Raw genomic sequence first — 21,788 nt, 5'->3', positions numbered from 1 at the left:
ACGCTGATTGAACTCTAAGGGGTTGCGGCACCTGTCGTTATCGGACTAGTGTCGTCCCATTCCAATGAGAACAAGACCACTTGGCCAGGTGGCTAGCGGAAGTCTTCGACACCAAGCGATCCGCCGGTTGCTGGCTATTAGCGGGAACCATGCATGAACGATAGTCTCGAAGTAGAAGCAGATGCCAGGGAAACGATAGACACGGGTGAGTGCTTTGCTCGTTTTTTGAATGTTCAGAAGAGCTATGACGGCGTCGAGCTGGTGGTCAAGGGGTTCAACCTGGACATTCAGCAAGGTGAATTTGTCACACTTCTGGGACCATCTGGCTCGGGAAAGACGACTTGCCTGATGATGATGGCGGGTTTCGAGACCCCGACTCATGGCGAAATTCTCCTCAAGGGTGAGCCAATCAGCGGCTTGCCGCCTCACAAGCGGGGAATCGGCATGGTTTTTCAGAACTATGCTCTCTTTCCCCACATGACCGTTGCCGAAAACCTCGCCTTTCCTCTGGAGGTGCGGCATCTCTCCAAGGCCGAAACCAGGAAAAAGGTCGATCATGCATTGGCAATGGTACGCCTGGAAGAATTCGGCGATCGCCGCCCGGCCCAGCTCTCCGGCGGGCAGCAGCAGCGTGTCGCACTGGCACGTGCGCTGGTCTTCGAGCCCGAGCTGGTGCTGATGGATGAACCCCTGGGTGCGCTGGACAAGAACCTTCGTGAAGAAATGCAGTACGAGATCAAGCGTATTCACGCCAGCCTGGGCGTGACCATGATCTACGTGACCCACGACCAGACCGAAGCCTTGACCATGTCGGACCGGATTGCCGTTTTCAACGATGGCATCGTCCAGCAGTTGGCAACGCCCGAAACACTTTACGAAGAGCCCGAGAACGCCTTCGTGGCCTATTTTATCGGCGAGAACAACCGCCTCCAGGGTGAAGTCGTCGAGCATATCGGTGACGACTGCCAGGTTCGGCTCGACAGTGGTGAGATCGTGCTGGCCAAGGCGGTGGCAGCGGGCGGTGTCGGAGCGAGAACGACCCTTTCACTGCGGCCAGAGCGGGTCACTATCTTGCTGGACGACTCTCCACCCTTCGACAACTGTTTCGAGGGGGAGGTCAAGGAAGTGATCTATCTTGGCGATCATCTGCGTACCCGGCTAACCGTATGTGGTAACGATGAGTTCATCCTCAAGACCCCGAACGCCAAAGGTCATCCTTCCCTTAGGCCCGGTCAGACCATCAAGGTCGGCTGGTCGAGCAAGGATTGCCGGGCATTGGATGCCTGAGTTGATCGGGCAATGGGTTAAATAGGCAATGGTGGGACGGGTAACGGATAGTGGTAAAGCAGCCTGATATAGGCTGGCAGTGCAATAGAAGGTTAGCAACAACAACAAGTGGAGAAGTGACATGATACTACAGGGAAATCACAAGCGAGCGGTTCGCCGCACCTTGGCACTAGCGGTGGCAGGCGCCTCCGTCGTCGGTCTGGCAAGCGTGGCCCAGGCAGAGCAAACGCTCAACATCGTCTCCTGGGGTGGTGCCTACAGCATGAGTCAGCAGAAGGCCTATCACGAACCCTGGATGGAGAAGACCGGCGACGAGATCGTCAACATCGATCGTAGCGCCAATGCCCTGGCCGGCCTTCGGGCACAGAGCCAGGCCGGCAACGTTACCTGGGACCTGGTCGACATGCTGCCGGCGGATGCCATGATCGCCTGCGCCGAGGGTCTGATCGAGCCGTTGGATCATGATGAGCTGCTCGCCGATGCCCCTGACGGTACGCCGCCTAGTGAGGACTTCGTCGATGGCGCCCTTGGTGAGTGTTTCGTGGCGTCGATCGTCTACTCGAACATCGTGGCGTTCAATAGCGACATGTTCCCGGAGGACAATCAGCCGAGCACTATCAAAGATGTCTTCGATCTGGAGAACTATCCCGGCCAACGCGCGCTGATGCGTCGCCCCATCAACAACCTGGAGTGGGCACTGATTGCCGACGGCGTTGATCGCGACGACGTCTACGACATGCTCGAGACTGAAGAGGGCATTCAACGAGCCTTTGCCAAGCTCGATACCATCAAGGACAACGTGATCTGGTGGGAAGAGGGTGCCCAGCCTCCGCAACTGCTGGCTGATCAGGAAGTGGCATTCGCCTCTGCCTACAATGGCCGTATCTTCGACGCCATGGTCAGCGAAGACCAGCCGTTCGAGATCATCTGGGACGCCCAGGTATTCGAACTGGATGGCTGGGTGGTGCCGACCGGCAAGATGGACAAGGTGCGCGACTATCTCTACTTCGCCACCGACACCCAGCGGCTTGCCGATCAGGCACGCTACATCTCCTACGGCCCGGCACGCATGTCCTCGTCTGATATGGTTTCGACCCATGCCGAAGCCGGTATCGACATGATGCCGCATATGCCCACCTATGGCCCCAACTTTGCCACTGCCATTCAGAAGGATGACGAGTTCTGGGCGGACTACAGCGATGAGCTGAGTCAGCGTTTCGACGCCTGGCTGGCCCAGTAAGACCTTGCCGCTACCCGATGCCATTCGGGTGGCGGCTGCATTTCAGTCGAATTCTTCTGAATCGTTCTGCCGCTTACTGGAGAGGCCTGCGTGTCTGAATCTCCCTCTTCCCCCTTGACTACCGCCGATGGGGTGCCGCTCAAGGTCAGCCTGCGGCGTGCCGTGCGTCGGTCGAAGATCAAGGCGTTTCTGCTGGTATCGCCCCTGTTGCTGTTTCTGGTCATCGCATTCGTCATGCCGATCTTCGACATGCTGTGGCGCAGTGTGGACAACCCTGAAGTCTCGGCCGGCCTGACGCGGACCGTCGAAGCGTTGGAGGGCTGGGATCGCCAGTCGCTTCCCGATGAGCCGGTTTTTGCCGCCCTGGCTGCGGACCTGCTGGAGGGACAGGAGGCGCGTAATCTGGGGCTGTTGTCGAGCCGGCTCAATTACGAGCAATCGGGCATGCGCTCGGCGATCACCAGAACGGCGCGGGGTCTGCGAACCATGGAGCCGCCCTACAAGGAGGCCCTGATTGACGCTCATGCCCGATGGGGTGATCTGGATACTTGGAAGCTGATCGAGCGTGAAGCCACGCCACTGACGATTTCCTACTACCTGATGGCGCTGGACCGCCGGCTCACACCGGATGGCGAAATCGTTCGCGCACCGGAAAATCAGCGCATTCATGTCAACCTGTTCTGGCGCACCTTCTGGATGAGCGCTGTGATCACCGGCCTGACCTTGTTGCTTGGCTACCCCATCGCGTTCCTGCTGTCCAACCTGCCGTTGCGCCATTCTAACTTGTTGATGATTCTGGTGCTGTTACCGTTCTGGACGTCGCTGCTGGTGCGAACTACCACCTGGATCGCCATTCTGCAGTCCCAGGGCGTGCTCAACGATGTAATGGTAGCGGTTGGCGTCATTGCCGATGAGGCACGATGGCAGATGATACATAACAAGACCGGCACCATCGTTGCCATGACCCATATATTGCTGCCGTTCATGATCTTGCCGCTCTATTCGGTCATGAAGACCATACCACCCAGCTACATGAGGGCGGCTCGCTCGCTCGGTGGTCGTCCGTTCCTCTGTTTCCGGCGGATCTACTTTCCGTTGACCATACCCGGCATCGCGGCGGGCGGTATTCTGGTTTTTATTCTCTCCATCGGTTACTACATCACACCGGCGCTGGTTGGCGGGCAGTCGGGTCGATTCATCACCAACTATATTGCCTACCACATGCAGACCTCGCTCAACTGGGGACTGGCCGCGGCAATCGCCTCGATCCTGCTATTCGTGGTGATCATCTTCTATCTCGTGTTCAACCGCCTGATTGGCGTCGACAAGGTCAAGCTGGGGTAATCCGATGGCCATACCTGCTTATGCCACACGTGGCGAGCGTATCTGGCACTATGTCTTTCTCGGCATCTGTGCACTGATCTTCCTGTTCCTGGTGGGACCGCTGCTGATCATCATCCCGCTCTCCTTCAATGCTCAGCCCTACTTTACCTTTTCGCAGAAGATGCTGGCCCTGGATCCGGAGGGCTTCTCGTTACGCTGGTACCAGGACTTCTTTACATCTCGAGCCTGGCTCAATGCGATCAAGAACAGCTTCATCATCGGTATCGCCTCGACGATTCTGGCGACCGTGCTGGGCACCATCGCGGCACTGGGCCTATCGAGCCGCAACATGCCGGCACGGGGGGCGATCATGGCACTGCTCATTTCGCCGATGATCGTGCCGCTGATCATTTCCGCGGCGGCCATGTTCTTCTTCTTTTCCAAGGTCAACTTGGCCCAGACTTACCTGGGTGTGATCCTTGCTCACACGGCGCTCGGTATCCCCTTCGTAGTGATTACCGTGACTGCGACTCTCTCGAGCTTCGATACCACTCTGATCCGTGCCGCCCATAGCTTGGGTGCCAATTCGACCCGGACCTTCTTCAAGGTGGTGTTGCCGCTGGTCACCCCAGGTGTGGTTTCGGGGGCCCTGTTCGCTTTTATTACCTCTTTCGATGAGGTAGTGGTGGTGCTCTTCATAGCTGGCCCCGAACAGCGCACCATGCCGATCCAAATGTGGTCGGGCATTCGCGAGCAGATCAGCCCCACCATCCTGGCTGTGGCCACCATGCTGGTGCTGCTGTCGATGCTGATGCTCACGACCCTGGAGTTGCTGCGGCGTCGTGGCGAGCGGCTGCGCGGCCTCACGCCAGACTAGGTCGCTCTGGCCGAAGGGTACCCGACAGGTGCGTATTCCGCGCCATAGTGACCGCCTGTTCTGGCCCCTCGCGACCGGCCTTTCCGCTTCATTGTGACGGTTTTCGGCCTCATTCCCGGAATCCGCGGCCAGTACGCCGAGTTCCGCTAGTTTCTTTGACTCGCGCAGGCGCTTTTCCAGCACGATTCCCCCATCCCCGGCGCCTGCCGAAGGAATCAATCGGCTGGCACCAGCCGGTAGAGGCTGCCCTGCGGATCGTCGTTGAGTAGGTAGAGAGTGCCGTCCTCGCCCTGACGGACATCGCGGATACGCCCGATGTGGCCATCGAGTATGGTCTCGATGGCAACGATATCGCTTCCCTCCGGCGTCAGGCGCACGAGCCGTTCGCTGCGCAGTCCGCCAGCCAGCAGGTCGCCTTGCCAGTCGGGAAAGACGTCGGCGGTGACCTGGGCCAGGCCAGATGGCGCCAGGGTGCCCTCGAAGACATGGGCCGGATCGCGCATGCCCGGCAGGGAGTCCGCGCCGATGGGCTCGCCAGTGCCGTAGTCCCGCCCCTGGCTCACTTCTGGCCAGCCGTAGTTTTCACCAGCCTCGATGAAATTGATTTCGTCGCCGCCCCGTGGTCCATGCTCACTGGCCCAGATGTCGCCGTCGGCGGTCACGATCATGCCCTGGATATTGCGGTTGCCTGTGGTATAGATCTCGTCGAGGACATCGTCATCATCGACGAAGGGGTTGTCATCGGGTACCCCACCGGTATCGGTCAGGCGCAGCACGCTACCGGCGTGGTCGCCCTTGTCCTGGGCTCGTTCCGGAGTGGTGCCACGATCACCGATACTCATCAATAGGGTGCCGTCGGGTAGCCAGGCGAGCCGTGAACCGTAGTGGCGCCCCGGGCTGGAGTAACGATCCTGCACGAACAGTTCCTCGACCTCGACCAGGCTTTCGCCTTCCAGCCTGGCGCGACTCAGGGCCGTGGCGGTGTTACCGCTGTCTGGCTTGCTCCAGCTGAAATAGATCCAATCGTACTCCCCGCTCCCCCAGGAGGGGTGCAGGGCGAGATCCAGCAGACCTCCCTGGCCACGGGAATGGACTTGTGGCACGCCATTCACCCGGGTGGTGGTGCCGTCTTGCTTGACCAGCGTCAGGTACCCGGACCGTTCGCTGACCAGAAAGCGGCCATCAGGCAGCCTGGCCAGGGCCCAGGGGTTTTCCAGGCCAGAAGCGAGCCGTTCCAGGCGCAGGTCCAGGTGTTCGGTACTGATGCGATCATCGATGATCTCGGCACTGGTGTTAGGTGCGATCAGCATGCCGAGTGTCAAGAGGGTTGTCGGTAGTGCCTTGCCAGGCTTGTCCATGCCGTTCTCCCTTCGTCATTATCCGCTGTGGTTGGCCTCCCATACCCTTCATTAATGCCCCCTCGAAGTACTCGATGTTCCCCCTATCCTGCCAGTGGCGATCACGGGGTCAGCTGCTTCAGCTCGGTAAGGTAGCGGTTCTTGCGTTCGACGTAGTACGTGCTGCTCACAGCGAGATCGGCCACTTCCTGCTCGCTCAGCGTACGCACGACCTTGGCGGGCGAGCCGAGGATCAGTGAGTTGTCGGGAAATTCCTTGTTGGACGTGATGACGGAACCAGCACCGATCAGGCAATTGTCACCAATCCTGGCGCCATTGAGCACCGTGGAGTGCATGCCGACCAGGGTGCCGCTGCCGATGGTGCAGCCGTGAAGCATGACGAGGTGGCCCACGGTGACCCCTTCGCCAATCTCCATGGGGAAGCCGGGATCGGTATGCAGGACGCAGTTTTCCTGAATATTGCTGCCCGCGCCGACGACGATCGGCTCGTTGTCACCACGCAATACGGCGCCGGGCCAGATGCTGACGTCTCGGGCCAGTCGGGCGTCGCCGATGACCGCGGCTTCACGAGCGATAAAGACGGAGTCGTCATGGGTCGGAGCCAGGTCGTCGAGTGCATAGGTAGCCATGGTGGAACTCTGTCAGGTGGTAATGATAAAGACACTGGGTGCAAAGAGGGCACCACCTTCTACGTTAGGAAGCGGGAGAGTAGGCGTCAATACGCCTTGGGCAAGTCCACCACGGCCATACCTTGCGCCTCGGCGCTATCGATTGTGGCATGCAGCCTGGCTACATCAAGATCGCCAGCAGAATCGGCAGGTAGATCAGCGACAGCAGCGTGGAGCAGAACACCAGGCTGGCCGTGTAGGCAGCGCCGCGGCCGGCACGCAGGGCAAAGAGATAGTTGAATACGGCCACCGGCATGCTCATTTGCAGGATGAGAATGCTCTGGGCCAAGGGGGGCAGGCCGACCAGAATGCCGATGCCCCAAGCGACCAGCGCGGCGATGGGGATGCGCAGCAGGCTGAAGCCGATTCCCGAGGTCAATCCCTTGACCTGGATGCTGGCCAGGGAGACCCCCAGGGTGATCAGCATCAGCGGTACGGTGAAGCCGGAGATCAGGTCGACGCTGTTGTCCAGCCACAGCGGCAGTTCGGTGTCGGTCAGCAGAAGGACCAGGGCGATCAGAATGGCGTAGACGGTAGGCGTCTTGGCCAGGGTGCGCAGCGGATTGCCACGACTGGCCATCATGGCACCGATGGTGAACTGGAACAGCGAGACCGTCACCATTACGGTGATACCAAACACGAAGCCGGTGCTGCCGAAGGCGTAGAGCACTACCGGAAGCCCCATGTTGCCGGTGTTGGGGTACATGGTGGGTGCCAGCAGGACCCGCCAGTCGCGACGCAGTAGCTTGGCCAGCACGAAGGCAACCCCCGCCATTATGATGATCACCATGGCAGTGGCCAGCATGGTGAGTCCAAAGCTACCGGCATCGATGTCCGCCCCGGAAAGCGAGGCCAGCACCAGCGCGGGCGTGCCGATATTGAAGACCAGACGTGTGACGAACTCTACGGGGTAGGGGTGGCCCAATCGAATCCAAGTGAAGCCGAGCCCGGCACCGGCCAGGACGGGTGCCATGACGGCAAAGAGTTCGGCGACCATGCAGGTTTCCTGTTGGGTGACTGTTCGCGGATGTGGCTATTGTCGTGACTATTGTCGAGGGATCGGTCGTGCCACGCAAACCGTTAGGCCGCTAAACGCGCTACACTCTGGCCAACCTTACTGTCGGATGGTGTCTCATGTCGTCTTCAGCCAACAGCTTCCAGGCCCTGGTACGCCTGCTGCGCTATGCGCGAGGCTATCGTCGCCGGATCATTGCCGCCACGACCTGCTCGATCATCAACAAGATCTTCGATATCGCCCCCGAGATCCTCATCGGGGTGGCCATCGACGTGGTGGTCAACCAGGAACGCAGCTTCGTCGCACGGCTCGGTTTCACCACGCCCCAGGAGCAAATCCTGATGCTGGCCGTGCTGACCTTCTTCATCTGGGCCGGCGAATCGATCTTCGAATATCTCTACAAGATCCTGTGGCGCAACCTTGCCCAGCGGCTGCAGGCCGACATGCGCCTTGATACCTACGAGCACGCCCAGCGCCTCGACATGGCCTTCTTCGAGTCGAGAAGTTCCGGCCAGCTGGTGGCGACCATGAACGACGACGTCAACCAACTGGAGCGCTTCCTCGACGGCGGTGCCAACTCGCTGATCCAGGTTGGCGTCACCGTGGTCGCGGTGGGGGCGGTGTTCTTCGTCATCTCGCCGCTGATCGCACTGCTGGCCTTCACGCCGATCCCGATGATCATCTGGGGCGCCTTCTTCTTCCAGCGCAAGGCCGGGCCGCTCTATGCCGACGTGCGCGAGAAGGTGGGCGATCTGGCCAGCCGGCTCTCCAACAACCTCTCCGGCATCGCCACCATCAAGAGCTTTACCAGCGAGGACCGCGAGGCGGCGCGGCTGCGTGCCACCAGCGAGGCCTATGTGGAGGCCAACCGGCGTGCGATCCGCGTCAGCTCGGCGTTTATTCCGGTGATCCGCATGGCGATCCTGGCCGGCTTCCTGGCCACCTTCACCGTGGGCGGCATGCTGGCGCTGCGTGGCGATCTGAACGTGGGCGCCTACGGCGTGCTGGTGTTTCTCACCCAGCGCCTGCTGTGGCCACTGACCGGCCTGGCCGAGGTGATCGACCTATTCGAGCGCGCCATGGCCAGCACCCGGCGCATCCTCGACCTGCTGGCGGTGCCCATCACCGTGAAGGACAACGAGGGCAAGCCGCTGGCGGCACCGGTGCGCGGCGAGGTGAGCTTCGAGGCGGTGAGTTTTCACTATGCCTCAAGCGGTGTAGGCGTCGATGGCGTCAGCCTTCGCGTACCTGCCGGCAACACCCTGGCGCTGGTCGGTGCCACGGGTTCCGGCAAGTCGACGCTGATCAAGCTGCTGCTGCGCTTCTACGACCCCGAGGCCGGCCGGGTCTGTATCGATGGCCAGCCGATCGGCGAAGTCAGCCTCAACTCGCTGCGCCAGTCCATTGGCCTGGTTAGCCAGGACGTGTACCTCTTCGAAGGCTCGATCCGCGACAACATCGCCTATGGCAAGCCCGATGCTGACAAGGCGGAAGTGATCGAGGCGGCCCGCACCGCCGAGGCCTGGGAGTTCATCCAGGCGCTGCCCCAGGGGCTCGACACCGCGGTGGGTGAACGCGGCATTCGCCTCTCCGGCGGCCAGCGTCAGCGCTTGTCGCTGGCCCGTGCGCTGCTCAAGGACCCGCCCATCCTGGTGCTGGACGAAGCCACCAGCGCGGTGGACAACGAAACCGAGGCGGCCATCCAGCGCTCGCTGCTCAAGATCGGCCATGGCCGCACGGTGATCATGATCGCCCACCGGCTCTCTACCATCGTCCATGCCGACGAGATCGTGGTGATCGATGGCGGCAGTGTGGTCGAGCAGGGCACCCACGGTGCACTGATCGAGCGTGGCGGCCGCTATGCCGCCCAGTGGAAGGTCCAGACCGGGGCCGCCCAGGACGCCATGGCGCTCTCCTGAGCGGGCCCCGGCCGGGGGCATCAGTACAGTGTTGCCCTAGCCCTGGGGACGAACCAGCATGGCATCCAGGCTCACCGGCACCTCATCGCCGATCTGCTCGTAACCGAGCAGCAGCATGACCGAGCGCAGGGTGGGGTCGGCCATCAGCGCCTGGCCGTCGAGCGCCACGCGCTCGGCATTGGTGATGCGGATCTCATTCGCGGAAACCCGGCTAAAGCGTACCTCCAGCGGTTCCTGGCGGGTCGCACTGCCTGATTTCACCGTAAGCTGCACAGTTTCCACCAGCGATTCGCCCACAGCCAGCGCATCGAGCCGCTCGGGCGGGAAGCGGGTGGTCAGGGTCGCCATGGGGCGCTCGGTCAGGCCGGAAAGCCACGGTGGCAGCGGTCCCAGCCGCTCCACTACATCGCTCTGGTTCAAGCGCAGCGGCAGCTCCAGCTCGCCACTGGCGTCCGTGCTGCCGGCCAGCCGGCGTACCTCATGGTGGCGGGGCATCGGGCCATCGGGGCCGATCTGCACGATCGTGGCCGACACGCGGGACTGCGCCGGGTCCAGCTCCCACGCCGCCAGCAACGGTGACGCCGACAGCAGGGCCAGGCCGCACGCCAGCCCAGCCCCTTGACCCCACTTCGTACCCAGGCGATGGATCCGTTTCATCAGCGTCTCTCTCCATGGGCGATATGCCCACCCATCGAGACACGGCAACCGGCCGGAAGTGCCCTCACCGACAACGCAAAAGAAGGAACAAACAGGGAGCTGGCCTCATCCAGCTGCTTTCGCTATCATACGGCGGCGCAAGCAAGGGCCTATAGCTCAGTTGGTTAGAGCAGGGGACTCATAATCCCTTGGTCGCTGGTTCGAGTCCAGCTGGGCCCACCAAATTTCCCTCTCGTAACATCCCAGAGCATGCCAGAAACCTCGCCACAATGGGCTTTGTTGGATGATCGACGTTTCATAACATGTCAGAAAGATTCTTGACATGCCCCCGTCAAAGGGGGGTATCAATGGGAGCACAATCACATGTTGCCCCCATGAGTCAACGCCAGACGAACAAACTGACCGCCACCGCCGTTCGCAACTCCAAACCCCGCGACAGGACCTATCGCTTAGCCGATGGAGGCGGTCTCTATCTGGAGGTGACTCCGTCCGGTGGGAAATATTGGCGGCTGAAATACCGCTTCCATGGGAAGCAGAAGCGTCTGGCCATTGGTGTCTACGGCGAGAAAGGCGGCGAGGTGTCGCTTGCTCAGGCCCGAGACAAGGCGAAAAAGCTGTTAGCTCAAGGTTCAGATCCCAGCACCGTCAAGCGCATTGCCAAGCTGGAGGGTAAGGCCGGTGTGGCGAACACCTTCCGGGCCGTGGCAACTGAATGGCTGGAAGAAGTACACAAGCACAATGTCGTACCGACGCACTACAGCAAAAATAAGCGCCGCTTAGAGCGTGATGTCTATCCTTACCTGGGCAGCCGACCCGTCGCGGACATCGCTCCTCTCGAATTGCTGGAGTGTCTGCGTAAGGTCGAAAAGCGGGGGCATCGGGAAACCGCCATTCGTATCAAGACCGTTGTAGGCCAGGTCATTCGGTATGCCATCACCACGGGACGAGCTGAGCGCGACCCAACGACTGACCTGCGAGGCGCCTTGCGCCAGCCAAAAGTGAGTCATTACGCGGCCATAACCGATCCCGAAGAACTCACCGGGCTCCTCCGGGCAATCGATGGCTATCGCGGCCAGTCTGTCACGATCGCTGCTCTGAAGCTGGCTACCTTGCTGTTCGTGCGTCGTAAGCGGTTATTCCAGGGCGTCGCTGCTACCTGTGGTGCTACACATCGTGTAGTGGTTGGATCAGTGCCACCGAGACCTTCCACTGGCGCTGGTCTTCCGACTGAACCACCACTGTCTTGCGGTTGATCTTGATCACGCGTCCGAAGATCTGACCTTCGCGGGTCTCGAAGGACACAGCCTGCCCTAGATTCAGGCGACTCAGCACGCCGAGCTCCTGCCGGGCCTGCAACTCTTCGATCCGGCGACAGATGAGTTTGTTGAGTTCCAGCAGTTCGTCGATGGTCAGGTCGTCAATCCGCATTCGAAAGGGTCCTGAGGCAGTAGGGGAAGAGATAGAATCTGCGCGGCGCGCCGACAGGCTGTCGATTCAGCGGTCGATGTCCGAGCGAAGCGGCGCATCCGCGAACGCCGATTTCCAGCGACGCGGCGTCAGCTCGTCGACCCGGGACGCAGGATGGATGGCCACGCGCTGGAGCACGTCGACCAGGTAGGTGTAGGGTTCCACGCCGTGCAGCCGGCAGGTGGTCAGCAGGCTCTGCAGGATACCGACGTGCTCGGCGCCGACCTCGCTCCAACAGAACATCCAGTTTTTCTTACCCATGGGAATGCAGCGCAGGCCACGCTCCAAGTGGTTGGTGTCGATCGGCACGTCGGGATCGGACAGGAACACCGCCAGGCTCCGTTGCCGCCTCAGCGCGTACTCGACGGCTTGGCGCAGCGGGTGGCGAGGCTCCAGGTCGTCGCGATGGAGTTGCTGGTCGCACCATTGCCAGAAGGCTCGGACGCGCGGTTCGCTGTACTCGGTGCGGGCCTTCAGCTTGTCGGGCCCTTCCCGTCCCTTTTCGCGGATCCAGGTTTCGATCTCGTAGATTCCGGCGATGCGCAGCAGCGCTTCCTCCACCGCGTCATCGCTGCCTTGCGCCTTCTCGAAGTGCCTACGCGTGTGGGCCCAGCATTCGGCGTGGGTCACTCCCGGCCGCTTCTCGGCATAGCGCGCATAGGAGGCATTGCCGTCGGTCAGCAGCACGCCCTCGAAGTGCTCACCCAGCACCTTGTCGATATGCGCCTTGGCCCGCGACGGGGAGAAGGTGAAGCTGATCTCGTCGTGGTCGCCGTACAGTGGCCAGAACCACGCCTCCTTCATCTTGCCCTTGGCCTTGCGGCCGGCCTTGATCGGCGTCTCGTCCATAGCCAGCACCTGGCTGTTCAGCACATGCTCCAGCTGAGCCAGGTGGATCGGCGACAGCAGCGCCGCGGCCCGCGCGACCTGCTGGGTCAGCGTGGTTCGGCTGAGCTGGATACCGGCCTGTTGCAGGCTCTGCTGCACGGCCGGGTCAATCGCCAGCAGCCGTTCTGACTTGCGGCCGAACAGCTGCCGCTTGAACCAGTCGAGTTGCCGCTGGAGCGATGCATTCTCTTCCCTGAGTGCCGCGACGTCGGCCAGGGATTGCTGGTATTTCTGCTCCAGAGAAAGTGCGGTCACGAGGTGATAATTCCCAATGAATCAGGCTGTTATTTTACCATGACGTCAGGCCGCTGACACCTTGGGATGCCAACGTTGGCGGCGTTTCGTGACCACCAGATCCAGCCCTTCGATCAAGGCCTCGAACTCGGCATGGCTGAGGGCAATGGCCTGGCCCGCCGTCGGTGAAAACGCCGCAAACCGGCCCCGCTCCAGGCGTTTGCTCCACACGCAGTAGCCGCCAGCCTGGAAGTACAGACACTTGAGCTGGGTACGCCGTCGATTGATGAAGAGGAAGCCGTGTCCACTCAGCGGGTTCTGCCCCAGCTGACGTCGCACCATGGCCGCCAGACCATCATAGGAGCGCCGCATATCGGTGGGCTGGGTGCACAGCCAGAGCTGGACGGGCGGCCTCATCGGCCATCTTGCCGGAAGCGCAGGCAGACCCCATCGCCCAGGTCGAGCTCGATCTCCCAGCCTCGTGCGTTATTCTCTGGCGACTCATCAGGATCGGGCGCTATCACCGGCGCGAAGACGCAAGCCTCGGCATCGATAGGCCGAGATGAAGCCGGAGCCGTTGCCCCACGCGCTTCAGCCGCCGCTTCCAGAGCTGGAACGAGCTCTTGGATAGGCCCTTCTGTTCACAGAACACACGCTGCGACAGACCGCTACCGTCTTGTTCCTCGATCCAGGCCTGCCACTGCTCGGCCGGGTAGCGTGGATGGCGTCTTGTCGGCATAGGAACTGGTTCTCCGTCGGTGAGTGACGGGATCAGCGTAGGGGCTCAGGCCACTTCAAGAAATGACGCGCCCGAATGGCCGGTTACATTGGAAAAATAGTTCAGTGGCTGCTCTTGGTATAGGGGGGTAATTTCACCATAACCGTTCAGCATTTAGATTTAGGGGAACGGTGCCGTGAGAAACGCTCTCAGGCCATCAGTCAGGATTCCGGCTGTATCGGTGCCTATTATTGTAGAAATGATAGCGCAACCCTATCGGTTGGCCCCCGGTACCCAGAGCACGTCCTGGGTGCCATTGGCATTGGCCTTACGGGCTGCGACGAATAACAGGTCGGAGAGGCGATTCATGTAGCGCAAAGTCTCGAGATGAGTCGGCGCGCCTTCCACCAGCTCGCTGATCAGCCGTTCTGCCCTTCGGGCTATGGTACGGGCCATATGTAAGTGAGCTGATAGCAGGGTGCCGCCAGGGAGGATAAACGAGCGCAAGCTCTCCAGTTCTGCATTGAACTCGTCAATACTCTTCTCGAGAATTTCCACTTGTGACGAGGTGACACGCAAGGGGGGAAAGGGCGGGGCATCTTGATCGGGCGTGCACAGATCAGCACCGACATCAAACAAATCGTTCTGGATCCTGGCTAGCAGGAGTTTCATGTCGCCCTCGGCATAGCACTGGGTCAAGCCGATGGCGGCGTTGGCTTCGTCCACCGTGCCGTAAGCTGCTACCCGCAAATCATGTTTTGCGATCCGGCTGCCATCGCCTAGGCCAGTTTGTCCCTTGTCGCCGGTGCGGGTATAAATTTTTGTAAGCTTTACCATCCCGTTTCCTCCTGCGAGGAATTTATCATTGAGTATCCTCGGCTAGTGCCAGAAGGATACAGTCATAGGCCTCTGCCAGGCTCGTTGCATCGAGTAACTGAGGCTGATGCTCCAGCAGTTCGGAGACGCGACGCACGATCAGCGATTGGACGTGATAGTGGCGCCGCCGCCGCAGCGTTTCGCTGGCATTGCAGTGCTCTGCCTGCCAGGCGAGATGTTCACTGATGGCAGAATCCAGTTTGGCCAGCCCCTCTTCGTGTTTCTGGCTGGTCTCGATTACCGGGGGGCGCCACGCTGCTTGAGATCGCTGGACGATGCCGCGGATTTCCGAGGCGCTTTTCTTGGCGCCGGGGAGGTCGGCCTTGTTGATCACGTAGATATCGGCCAGTTCGAGAACCCCGGATTTCATCGCCTGAATGGCGTCGCCGGCGTTGGGCTGCAGCACCATCACCAAGGTGTCCACCGAGTGGCGAATGGCGTGCTCGGCCTGGCCCACGCCCACCGTTTCCAGTAGCACCTCGCGAAAGCCATACCCTTCCACGGCTTCCAGCAGGTCAAGGACGTTATCGGCAAGACCGTCATGAGAGCTGCGACTGGCCAGCGAGCGGATGTAGAGATCCGGCTCGTTGGCGATGGCGTCCATACGAATGCGGTCACCCAGAATCGAGCCACCGGAGAGCGGGCTGGTGGGATCGATTCCGAGGATAGCGACACCACCTTTTTCGCGGCAGGCGGAAAGCCGGTGCTTGGCAAGACGACTGATCAAAGTGCTCTTTCCGGCGCCTGGCGCGCCGGTAAAACCGATACGCACTGGCTCCATCGAGGGCTCGGGGCGCTGCGTACTGTGTGCCAGGCTTTCCGCCACCGAGGCATTGGCCAGACGGGTCAATTCTCGGCCGAGTGCACGGCGCGATCGAGGGGCAAGGCCGCTCATGTCAGCCTCCTCGTGGGGTATGTGGCGCCTGGATATGCCAATCCAACTCGGACAGCTGATCGGCATCCTCGTCGAGCAGTGGCGGTGGCCCGTAGTAAGACGGCTGGCCTTGGATCTTGATCGGGTTGCCCACCATGCGAATGTCGCCATGGGCCGTGGGTACCGTGACGACCATTTGTCGGGAGCGGGTCAGCTCAGACTCCAGGGCGTCTTCGAGGCTTTGAACGCCGGCCACGACCACACCCAGCGGGGCGAGTCGTGTGATCCATCTGTCGGTAGAATCCCTCAACAGCACGGCTTGGACGTCGGCAATTACCGCCTCGCGATTAGCGGTGCGCCCGGCCATGGTGGCGTAGCGCGGATCCGTGATCCACTCCTCGCGGTCGATTTCGCGGCAGAAGTCGGCCCAGAAGCCATCATGGGTAATGAACAGTGCCACATGGCCATCGCTGGTAGGGAATATCTGTGCCGGCACGATGTAGGGGTGGCCTCCGCCGGGGTATCGCTGGGCCTTCTGGCCGGCGTTGAGATAGGCCCCGGCCAGGTAGTTGAGCTGCGAAAGCATGGTGTCGTAGAGGGAAACATCCACCTGGCCCCCTTTGCCCTCCACCAGCTTGGCGGTGAGCCCCAATGCGCCCATGATCCCGGCAGAGTTATCGACAACGGAGTAGCCGGTTTTCACTGGTGGGCCATTCGGATCACCGGTCATGGCCATGACACCGGCCAAGGCTTGAATGACGTAGTCGTAGGCAGGCTTCTCGGCGAAAGGTCCCTCAAGGCCGAAGCCTGTCAGTGCAAGGCAGGCAATCTTGTTATTGTGTTTACGAAGGGCATCATAAGTCAGTCCCAACTTGCGGACTGCTGCGGGCCGCATATTAGTGAGCAGGGCGTGGGAATTGCTTGCTAGCTCACCAAGCCGCTTCTGGCCCGCTTCGCTTGTCAGGTCGAGACTAACGCTGCGCTTGTTGCGGTTGAGGCTGGCGAAGTAAGCATTGTGGGGCCCGATGAAATGGGGTCCTATCTGACGGCCGATGTCGCCTATGCCGGGGGCCTCGATCTTGATCACTTCGGCACCTAGGTCAGCAAGCAGCATGCCGCAATAGGGGCCTGCCAGCATATGGCTGACTTCCAGTATGCGGATGCCGTTTAGTGGGCCGGAGGGTGCGGCGTTCTGGTTCATGAGAGAGCCCTCTCGATGGCGAGAATAACCTCCTGCAGGGGCATGTCCGCAGTGAACACGCCGCATACACCTGCCTCAAGCAAGGCCTCGCGGTCCTTCTCAGGAATGGTGCCGCCCACGAAGAGCTTGATGTCGGCAGCGTCGTACTCTTCCAAGCAGCGCATGGTCTCACTGACCAGTGCCATGTGGCTGCCGGACAGCATGCTGAGCCCCACCACGTCTACATCCTCATCCACCGCCACCTTGGCGATATACTCCGAACTCTTTCGCAGCCCGGTGTAGATGACGTCGGCGCCGGCATCGCGAAGCGCCAGGGCGATCACCTTAGCTCCTACGTCGTGTCCGTCTAAGCCGGGCTTGGCGATCAGGATTCTTTTGCCTTTTAAGCTCATGGGATGTCTCCACTGGTGATGGGTGAGCGTCGGCTCAGAGTCGGATGGGTTCCTGGAACTCGCCCCACTGTGACTTGAGAGTGGCGACCATCTCGCCCACCGTGGCGTAGGCGTGGCAGCAGTCGATCAGGTATGGCATAAGGTTCTCGTCATCCTTCGCTGCAGCCTGCTCCAGCGCCTTGAGCGTATGTTCGGCCCTAGCCGAGTCGCGCTCGTCGAGCAGGCGCTGGTACTTCTCCTGTACCCGCTGGGCGGCCTGGGGGTCGACCTTGAACACCTCTCCGAAGTCGCCAGTCTGGTTTTCTCGGCGGAAGTAGTTCTGCCCCACGATCACCGTTTCCCCTCTGTCGACTTTCTGCTTGCGTTCGTGCGCGCGTTCAGCGATGCGCGCCTGCAGATAACCGTCCTCTATCGCCTTCTCCACCCCGCCATACTCATCTATCTCATCGATGACACGGCGCGTTTCCTCTTCCATCTTGTCGGTCAACCATTCCACGTACTGGCTGCCCCCCAAGGGGTCCACCATCTTCGAGATGCCGCTCTCGTAGGCGATAATTTGCTGAGTGCGCAGGGCAATCTCGGCACTGAATTCGGTGGGGATCTGGAATGCCTCGTCATAGGCGCAGGTGAATACCGACTGCGCGCCGCCGAGGGTGGCCGCCAGTGTCTCGATGCTCACGCGCACGATGTTGTTGTAGGGCTGGGCGGCGGTAAGCGACGAGCCGCCGCAGACTACCCCGAAGCGGAAGCGCTGCGCCTTGGGGTCGGTGATCCCGAAGCGCTCTTCCAGGAGTGACGCCCAGAGGCGACGTGCCGCGCGAAATTTACAGATCTCTTCGAAGAAATCCATGTGCACGTAGAAGAAGAAGCTCAATCGGTTGGTGAACTCGGTTGCGTCTCCACCGCGGCGAATCAGTTCGTCCACATAGGCCAGGCCGTTGGCGAGGGTGTAGCCCAGTTCCTCCACCGCGGTGGCGCCGGCGTCGCGCACATGGGCACCGGCGATGCTGATCGGGTTGAAACGCGGAGTTTCGCGGTTGGAAAAGAGGATGGTATCGGAAATCAGGCGCATGGAGGGGCGCACTGGAAAAATCCAGGTACCGCGGGCCACGTACTCCTTGAGGATGTCGTTCTGGATGGTGCCGGTGAGTTTTTCGCGGGGGACCCCTTGTTTGTCGGCCACTGCGCAGTACATCGCATAGATGATCGCGGCCGTGCCATTGATGGTGAAGGAGGTAGAAATGCCGCTCAAGTCGATACCGTCGAAGAGGATCTCCGCTTCGGCGAGATTGGAGAGAGACACGCCCACCTTGCCCACCTCGGAGCGCGCCATGGGATCATTGGGGTCAAACCCGCACTGGGTGGGCAGGTCGAGGGCCACCGACAGGCCGGTCTGGCCGCTTTCCAGCAAGAAGCGATAGCGTGCGTTGGTGTCCTCTGCGGTGCCGAAGCCGGAGTACTGGCGAAACGTCCACAGCCGGCCGCGGTAGCCGTTAGGAAAGATGCCGCGTGTGTAGGGTGGCTCGCCGGGGGTACCTGGGTCGGGGTGGCGGAGCATGTCGGGGGTGATTCGCTCGGGAATCTCGATACCGGAGGCGGTATGCGGCGCTGGAATGGGTGGTGTGCGGTTTCCGGAATCGCTCATGGAGATTTCCTCGTATTCAGAATCTTGTCTGCGGCTTCCCAGTGATCGTCATGCGTCCAGGTAGCGACGAGATGGTGGGTCTCGATCTCGGCAAGTTCTGGTTTTGACAGGCCGTCGGCATGGCTCAGCGCCAGTGCCTTGAAGCCCCGAAGAACTTGGGGTGCCTGGGCAAGCATGGGCTTGGTGAACTGCTCGACACACTGCTCGAGCGTCTGATCGTCCTCGGCCACTTGGTCAATCAAGCCGATGCGATGTGCGGCATGGGCGTCGAGTAGCTCGGAGCGGGTCAGCAGGCGCAATGCCAGCGGTGTCGGAAGACGGCTCAGCAGGCGAGTGCCACCGCCCCAAGCGGTCGTGATGTTGAGCTTGCCCTGTATGAAGCCAATGCGGCTGGTGGGCGGGGAGATGATGAAATCGCAAGCCACGGCGAGTTCTGCGCCACCGCCAATGGCGTCACCATTGAGGGCGGCGATGACAGGAACCGGAAACTGGCTCACGGCATCGAGTGCGCGCCTTGCCTCTTGGCTCATGGTGGTGGCTTGCTCCTCGCTGCGTACCTGAGCGAGATCCCGCAGATCGCCACCGGCGGCGAAGTTCTTGTCACCCGCGCCGGTCAGCACGACCACTTTCCACTTGGGTTCCGCGGCGTGCTCAGTGAAGACATCGGCGAGCTCATTGAGTACCGCCCGGGACAGGGCGTTTCGTTTCTCGGGGCGATGGATGGTGACCCTCAGCAGAGGGCCTTGTGCGTCGACAAGAAGGTATTTGGCCATGGAGGCTCCGACGGAAGATGTTGGCGTTGTTTATTTCCGCATAATGAATAAACATACTTATATGTGAAATTATCTGTCAAGTTGAGATGCCCCAGCGATCAGCCCATTTGGGGCAGGGCACCGAGGCGAAAGGAGGCATGGCATGCCGAAGTCTCCACCCCCCACCGCGCCACTTGACCACCCCCTGGCCTCTAGGCGGGAGGCTTGGGTCGTGGTGGCGACCACCACTTGGGTGCAGGCATTGACCAGTGCCGCCATGCTGCTGATACCCGTGTTGGCACCGCAGATTGCGGCCGATTTCGGCATTCCCACCGGCCTGGTGGGAATGCAAGTGAGCCTGCTGTATGGGGTTGCCATGCTGGTGTCGTTGCAGGCGGGATCGCTGGCTCGGCGCCTCGGTGCCTGCCGCTCCAGTCAGGTGGCCATGGCGTTGGTGATGGTGGGTTGCGCGGTGGCAGGGGGCGGTACGCCGGCCGCGCTGCTGCTTACCACGCTGCTTCTCGGCGTTGCCTACGGTTTGACCAACCCCGCGGCGGCACAGCTTCTGGCGCGTTATACGCCGCTGCGCCATCGCAACCTGCTCTATTCGATCAAGCAGTCCGGTGTGCCGCTGGGCGGTGTGCTGTCGGGCTCCCTGGCGCCGTCACTTGCCCAGGCCTGGAGCTGGCACGCTGCGTTTCTTGTCCTGAGCCTGGCCGCGCTGGTCACCGCCTTGGCATTGCAGCTGCGGCGCCGCGAGTGGGACAGCGACCGCGCGCCCGCCACGCTGCTGCGGGGCTCCGGTAGCCTCGCGGTACTCTATCGGCGTCCGCCGATTCTATGGCTAGGGATGGCTGGGTTCTGTCTGGCTGCGGCTCAGTTGTCGTTGCTGAGCTTTACCGTGGCGTTCATGGTTGAAGAGTTACTGATTACCCTGGTCACGGCCGGGGTGATCATGTCGGTCGTTCATGCTTCAGGGGTCTTTGGCCGCATTGGCTGGGGGATGCTGGCCGACCGATTGGGAAGGAGTGTTCCCGTGTTATGCGGCCTGGCCATTGCCATGTCGGTCTTGTTTGTCGCGGTCTCATTGCTCGGGCCAGACACCCCAGTTTGGCTGGTGATAGTCCTGCTGAGTGCAGCCGGGGGCACTGCGATAGGCTGGAACGGTGTTTACCTTTCGGAAGTGGCGCGTCGCAGCCCCCAGGCCGAAGTAAGTGAGGCCACCGCCGCGGTTCTTGTGCTGACCTACATGGGAGTATTAACTGGGCCCGCACTGTTCAGTGTGATTGTCTCGCTGGGAGGCAGTTATTCCGTCGGCTTTTTGCTTCCGGGTTTGGCATCACTCTTCGCGCTGTTTTGTCTGCGTCGCGCTGTTCTGGTGTCTGAGACTACTGCTCATAGCGAGGCTAGTCGGTCGCCATGACGAATCAAGGCTTCACGGTACCGCTCGTAGTGACGAGCCATACGCTCCATCGGCCCGGCAATGGCTAGGCCCAATGTTTCACCGAATACCGGAAGGGCGATGGCGAGCGCCATCACGTCATCGACATTCTCGCCGCGAGTGACGAAGTAGCCGCGTCGCTGGCCATTGAGGATGTCATCCAGCAACTGGTCGCGGTCGGTAATGGTGCTCGATGTCACGCTGGGCAGTGGAAGACGCTCCAGCAGACTCTGCAACCGCACGCCGCTTTCCTCACCGAGCATGGCCTTGCCGATGGCGCTGGAGTGCAACGGTTTGGCGTCACCCGGGTTCGCGGCGTAGCGCACGGTATGGGTGCCTTCGATGATGTCGAGATACACCACACTGTAGTCCTGGCGCTTCCCGAGAATCACGGTTTCACCAAGCTCATCCCGAAGGTCCTGCAGCACGGGCGAGACACTCTCGAGCAGCGGGTCATGCGAGGCGATCGACTGGGCGATCTGCAGCAGCCGCTTGGTCGGGTAGACGCGTTTCTTTTGCTCCAATACGTAAACGTAACCCAGGCTCTGCAGGGTCTTGACCAGGGCATGGCAGCTGCTGACAGGGGCGTCGATGCGCTTGGCAAGATCCGTCAGTGCGAGGGGGGTCTGGGCTTCGGCGAAGGCTACGAAGAGGCTCAGGGTGCGGGCTGCCGTCTTGACGCTTTCGGGCCGGGAGGGGGCTTTCTGGCCAACGCCAGTGCTGACGCTAGAGGATTGCTTCATAGTGACTCGTCCATTGCTCTTGAGGACCCGCCGAACGATGCCTGGCGACTGACCGCTTCTTCCTCTCCAACCCCGCAAGGGTACTTGATGCGCAAGCGTTTGCGAAATTCGGTCAGGCGGCCCTTTCATTCTATTCGGTTTGCTGAATAGTATTACACATGCATGAAAATCTGCTAGCTTTGTACTAAGCATGACAGCGAGACACCAGTCGCT

Annotated in this window: 22 protein-coding genes and 1 tRNA gene; 8 read left to right on the top strand and 15 right to left on the bottom strand. The window is 61.0% G+C overall.

The annotated features are described in order from the left end of the window. The first annotated feature begins 153 nt into the window (after nt 1-153). The 4 genes from DU490_RS10985 to DU490_RS10970 all read left to right on the top strand — a co-directional run bounded on the left by DU490_RS10985 (nt 154) and on the right by DU490_RS10970 (nt 4,727). Nucleotides 154-1,287 (top strand): ABC transporter ATP-binding protein, encoded by a 1,134-nt coding sequence (locus DU490_RS10985; protein WP_114574329.1) that lies wholly within the window; start codon nt 154-156, stop codon nt 1,285-1,287. A gap of 121 nt (nt 1,288-1,408) precedes the next feature. After that, nucleotides 1,409-2,527: an extracellular solute-binding protein gene (locus tag DU490_RS10980; protein ID WP_114574328.1), complete on the top strand. Its 1,119-nt coding sequence runs from the start codon at nt 1,409-1,411 to the stop codon at nt 2,525-2,527. Nucleotides 2,528-2,617: 90 nt separating this feature from the next. Then, nucleotides 2,618-3,871, top strand: a complete 1,254-nt coding sequence (locus tag DU490_RS10975; protein ID WP_114574327.1) for an ABC transporter permease — start codon at nt 2,618-2,620, stop codon at nt 3,869-3,871. Between the two features lie 4 nt (nt 3,872-3,875). Beyond that, nucleotides 3,876-4,727 carry an ABC transporter permease gene (locus tag DU490_RS10970; protein WP_114574326.1) on the top strand — a complete coding sequence of 284 codons (852 nt, stop codon included), beginning with the start codon at nt 3,876-3,878 and terminating at the stop codon, nt 4,725-4,727. 215 nt (nt 4,728-4,942) lie between these two features. Here the strand turns inward: DU490_RS10970 and DU490_RS10965 are convergent, their stop codons facing one another. The 3 genes from DU490_RS10965 to DU490_RS10955 all read right to left on the bottom strand — a co-directional run bounded on the left by DU490_RS10965 (nt 4,943) and on the right by DU490_RS10955 (nt 7,750). Then, complete coding sequence (locus DU490_RS10965; RefSeq protein ID WP_114574325.1) at nt 4,943-6,085, bottom strand: PQQ-dependent sugar dehydrogenase; 1,143 nt, start codon at nt 6,083-6,085, stop codon at nt 4,943-4,945. Nucleotides 6,086-6,186: 101 nt separating this feature from the next. Continuing rightward, the gene (locus tag DU490_RS10960) at nt 6,187-6,714 is read right to left on the bottom strand and encodes a gamma carbonic anhydrase family protein (protein WP_114574324.1); all 528 of its coding nucleotides are present in this window, start codon (nt 6,712-6,714) and stop codon (nt 6,187-6,189) included. Between the two features lie 160 nt (nt 6,715-6,874). Then, a complete protein-coding gene (locus DU490_RS10955; protein WP_114574323.1) occupies nt 6,875-7,750 on the bottom strand; it encodes an AEC family transporter in 876 nt (291 codons plus the stop codon). Nucleotides 7,751-7,887: 137 nt separating this feature from the next. Here DU490_RS10955 and DU490_RS10950 point away from each other — a divergent pair, with 137 nt between their 5' ends. Continuing rightward, on the top strand, nt 7,888-9,687 hold the full coding sequence (locus DU490_RS10950; RefSeq protein WP_114574322.1) for an ABC transporter ATP-binding protein: 1,800 nt from the start codon (nt 7,888-7,890) through the stop codon (nt 9,685-9,687). 36 nt (nt 9,688-9,723) lie between these two features. Here DU490_RS10950 and DU490_RS10945 read toward each other — a convergent pair whose 3' ends face one another. Continuing rightward, complete coding sequence (locus tag DU490_RS10945) at nt 9,724-10,344, bottom strand: hypothetical protein (protein ID WP_258801628.1); 621 nt, start codon at nt 10,342-10,344, stop codon at nt 9,724-9,726. A gap of 145 nt (nt 10,345-10,489) precedes the next feature. Between DU490_RS10945 and DU490_RS10940 the strand changes: the two genes are divergently transcribed. Then, nucleotides 10,490-10,566 (top strand) — tRNA-Ile (locus DU490_RS10940). Between the two features lie 152 nt (nt 10,567-10,718). After that, entirely contained in the window at nt 10,719-11,597 is an 879-nt protein-coding gene (locus tag DU490_RS10935; protein ID WP_114574321.1) for a phage integrase central domain-containing protein, read from the top strand. On the opposite strand, the gene DU490_RS10930 is transcribed toward DU490_RS10935, so the two are convergent. The 10 genes from DU490_RS10930 to DU490_RS10885 form a co-directional block, all read right to left on the bottom strand. Beyond that, the gene (locus DU490_RS10930; RefSeq protein ID WP_114574320.1) at nt 11,509-11,772 is read right to left on the bottom strand and encodes a transposase; all 264 of its coding nucleotides are present in this window, start codon (nt 11,770-11,772) and stop codon (nt 11,509-11,511) included. The two genes, DU490_RS10935 and DU490_RS10930, sit on opposite strands and share 89 nt — an antisense overlap. Nucleotides 11,773-11,838: 66 nt before the next feature. After that, complete coding sequence (gene tnpC / locus DU490_RS10925) at nt 11,839-12,954, bottom strand: IS66 family transposase (protein WP_220270487.1); 1,116 nt, start codon at nt 12,952-12,954, stop codon at nt 11,839-11,841. Nucleotides 12,955-12,999: 45 nt separating this feature from the next. Further along, nucleotides 13,000-13,350 (bottom strand): IS66 family insertion sequence element accessory protein TnpB, encoded by a 351-nt coding sequence (gene tnpB, locus DU490_RS10920; RefSeq protein ID WP_114574319.1) that lies wholly within the window; start codon nt 13,348-13,350, stop codon nt 13,000-13,002. 103 nt (nt 13,351-13,453) lie between these two features. Beyond that, on the bottom strand, nt 13,454-13,672 hold the full coding sequence (tnpA, locus tag DU490_RS17650) for an IS66 family insertion sequence element accessory protein TnpA (protein ID WP_114574318.1): 219 nt from the start codon (nt 13,670-13,672) through the stop codon (nt 13,454-13,456). 252 nt (nt 13,673-13,924) lie between these two features. Continuing rightward, entirely contained in the window at nt 13,925-14,488 is a 564-nt protein-coding gene (locus tag DU490_RS10910) for a cob(I)yrinic acid a,c-diamide adenosyltransferase (protein WP_114574317.1), read from the bottom strand. Between the two features lie 25 nt (nt 14,489-14,513). After that, a complete protein-coding gene (locus tag DU490_RS10905; protein ID WP_181870021.1) occupies nt 14,514-15,422 on the bottom strand; it encodes an ArgK/MeaB family GTPase in 909 nt (302 codons plus the stop codon). A gap of 1 nt (nt 15,423) precedes the next feature. Continuing rightward, the gene (locus DU490_RS10900; RefSeq protein ID WP_114574315.1) at nt 15,424-16,602 is read right to left on the bottom strand and encodes a CaiB/BaiF CoA-transferase family protein; all 1,179 of its coding nucleotides are present in this window, start codon (nt 16,600-16,602) and stop codon (nt 15,424-15,426) included. Continuing rightward, nucleotides 16,599-16,994, bottom strand: a complete 396-nt coding sequence (locus DU490_RS10895) for a cobalamin-dependent protein (protein ID WP_114574314.1) — start codon at nt 16,992-16,994, stop codon at nt 16,599-16,601. Before DU490_RS10895 ends, DU490_RS10900 begins: the two co-directional genes overlap by 4 nt. Before the next feature lie 34 nt (nt 16,995-17,028). Further along, a complete protein-coding gene (locus DU490_RS10890) occupies nt 17,029-18,639 on the bottom strand; it encodes a methylmalonyl-CoA mutase (protein WP_114574313.1) in 1,611 nt (536 codons plus the stop codon). After that, the gene (locus DU490_RS10885) at nt 18,636-19,412 is read right to left on the bottom strand and encodes an enoyl-CoA hydratase/isomerase family protein (protein WP_114574312.1); all 777 of its coding nucleotides are present in this window, start codon (nt 19,410-19,412) and stop codon (nt 18,636-18,638) included. Before DU490_RS10885 ends, DU490_RS10890 begins: the two co-directional genes overlap by 4 nt. Nucleotides 19,413-19,554: 142 nt before the next feature. On the opposite strand from DU490_RS10885, the gene DU490_RS10880 reads away from it, so the two are divergent. Beyond that, nucleotides 19,555-20,814, top strand: coding sequence for an MFS transporter (locus DU490_RS10880; RefSeq protein ID WP_114574311.1), 1,260 nt, complete (start codon nt 19,555-19,557; stop codon nt 20,812-20,814). On the opposite strand, the gene DU490_RS10875 is transcribed toward DU490_RS10880, so the two are convergent. Next, a complete protein-coding gene (locus DU490_RS10875) occupies nt 20,787-21,575 on the bottom strand; it encodes an IclR family transcriptional regulator (RefSeq protein ID WP_181870020.1) in 789 nt (262 codons plus the stop codon). The genes DU490_RS10880 and DU490_RS10875 overlap by 28 nt on opposite strands. Between the last annotated feature and the right edge of the window lie 213 nt (nt 21,576-21,788).

The organism is Halomonas sp. DQ26W, assembly GCF_003339685.1.
In the GTDB taxonomy this organism is placed as follows: domain Bacteria; phylum Pseudomonadota; class Gammaproteobacteria; order Pseudomonadales; family Halomonadaceae; genus Halomonas.
This window is presented reverse-complemented; position numbering and strand designations above follow the sequence as displayed.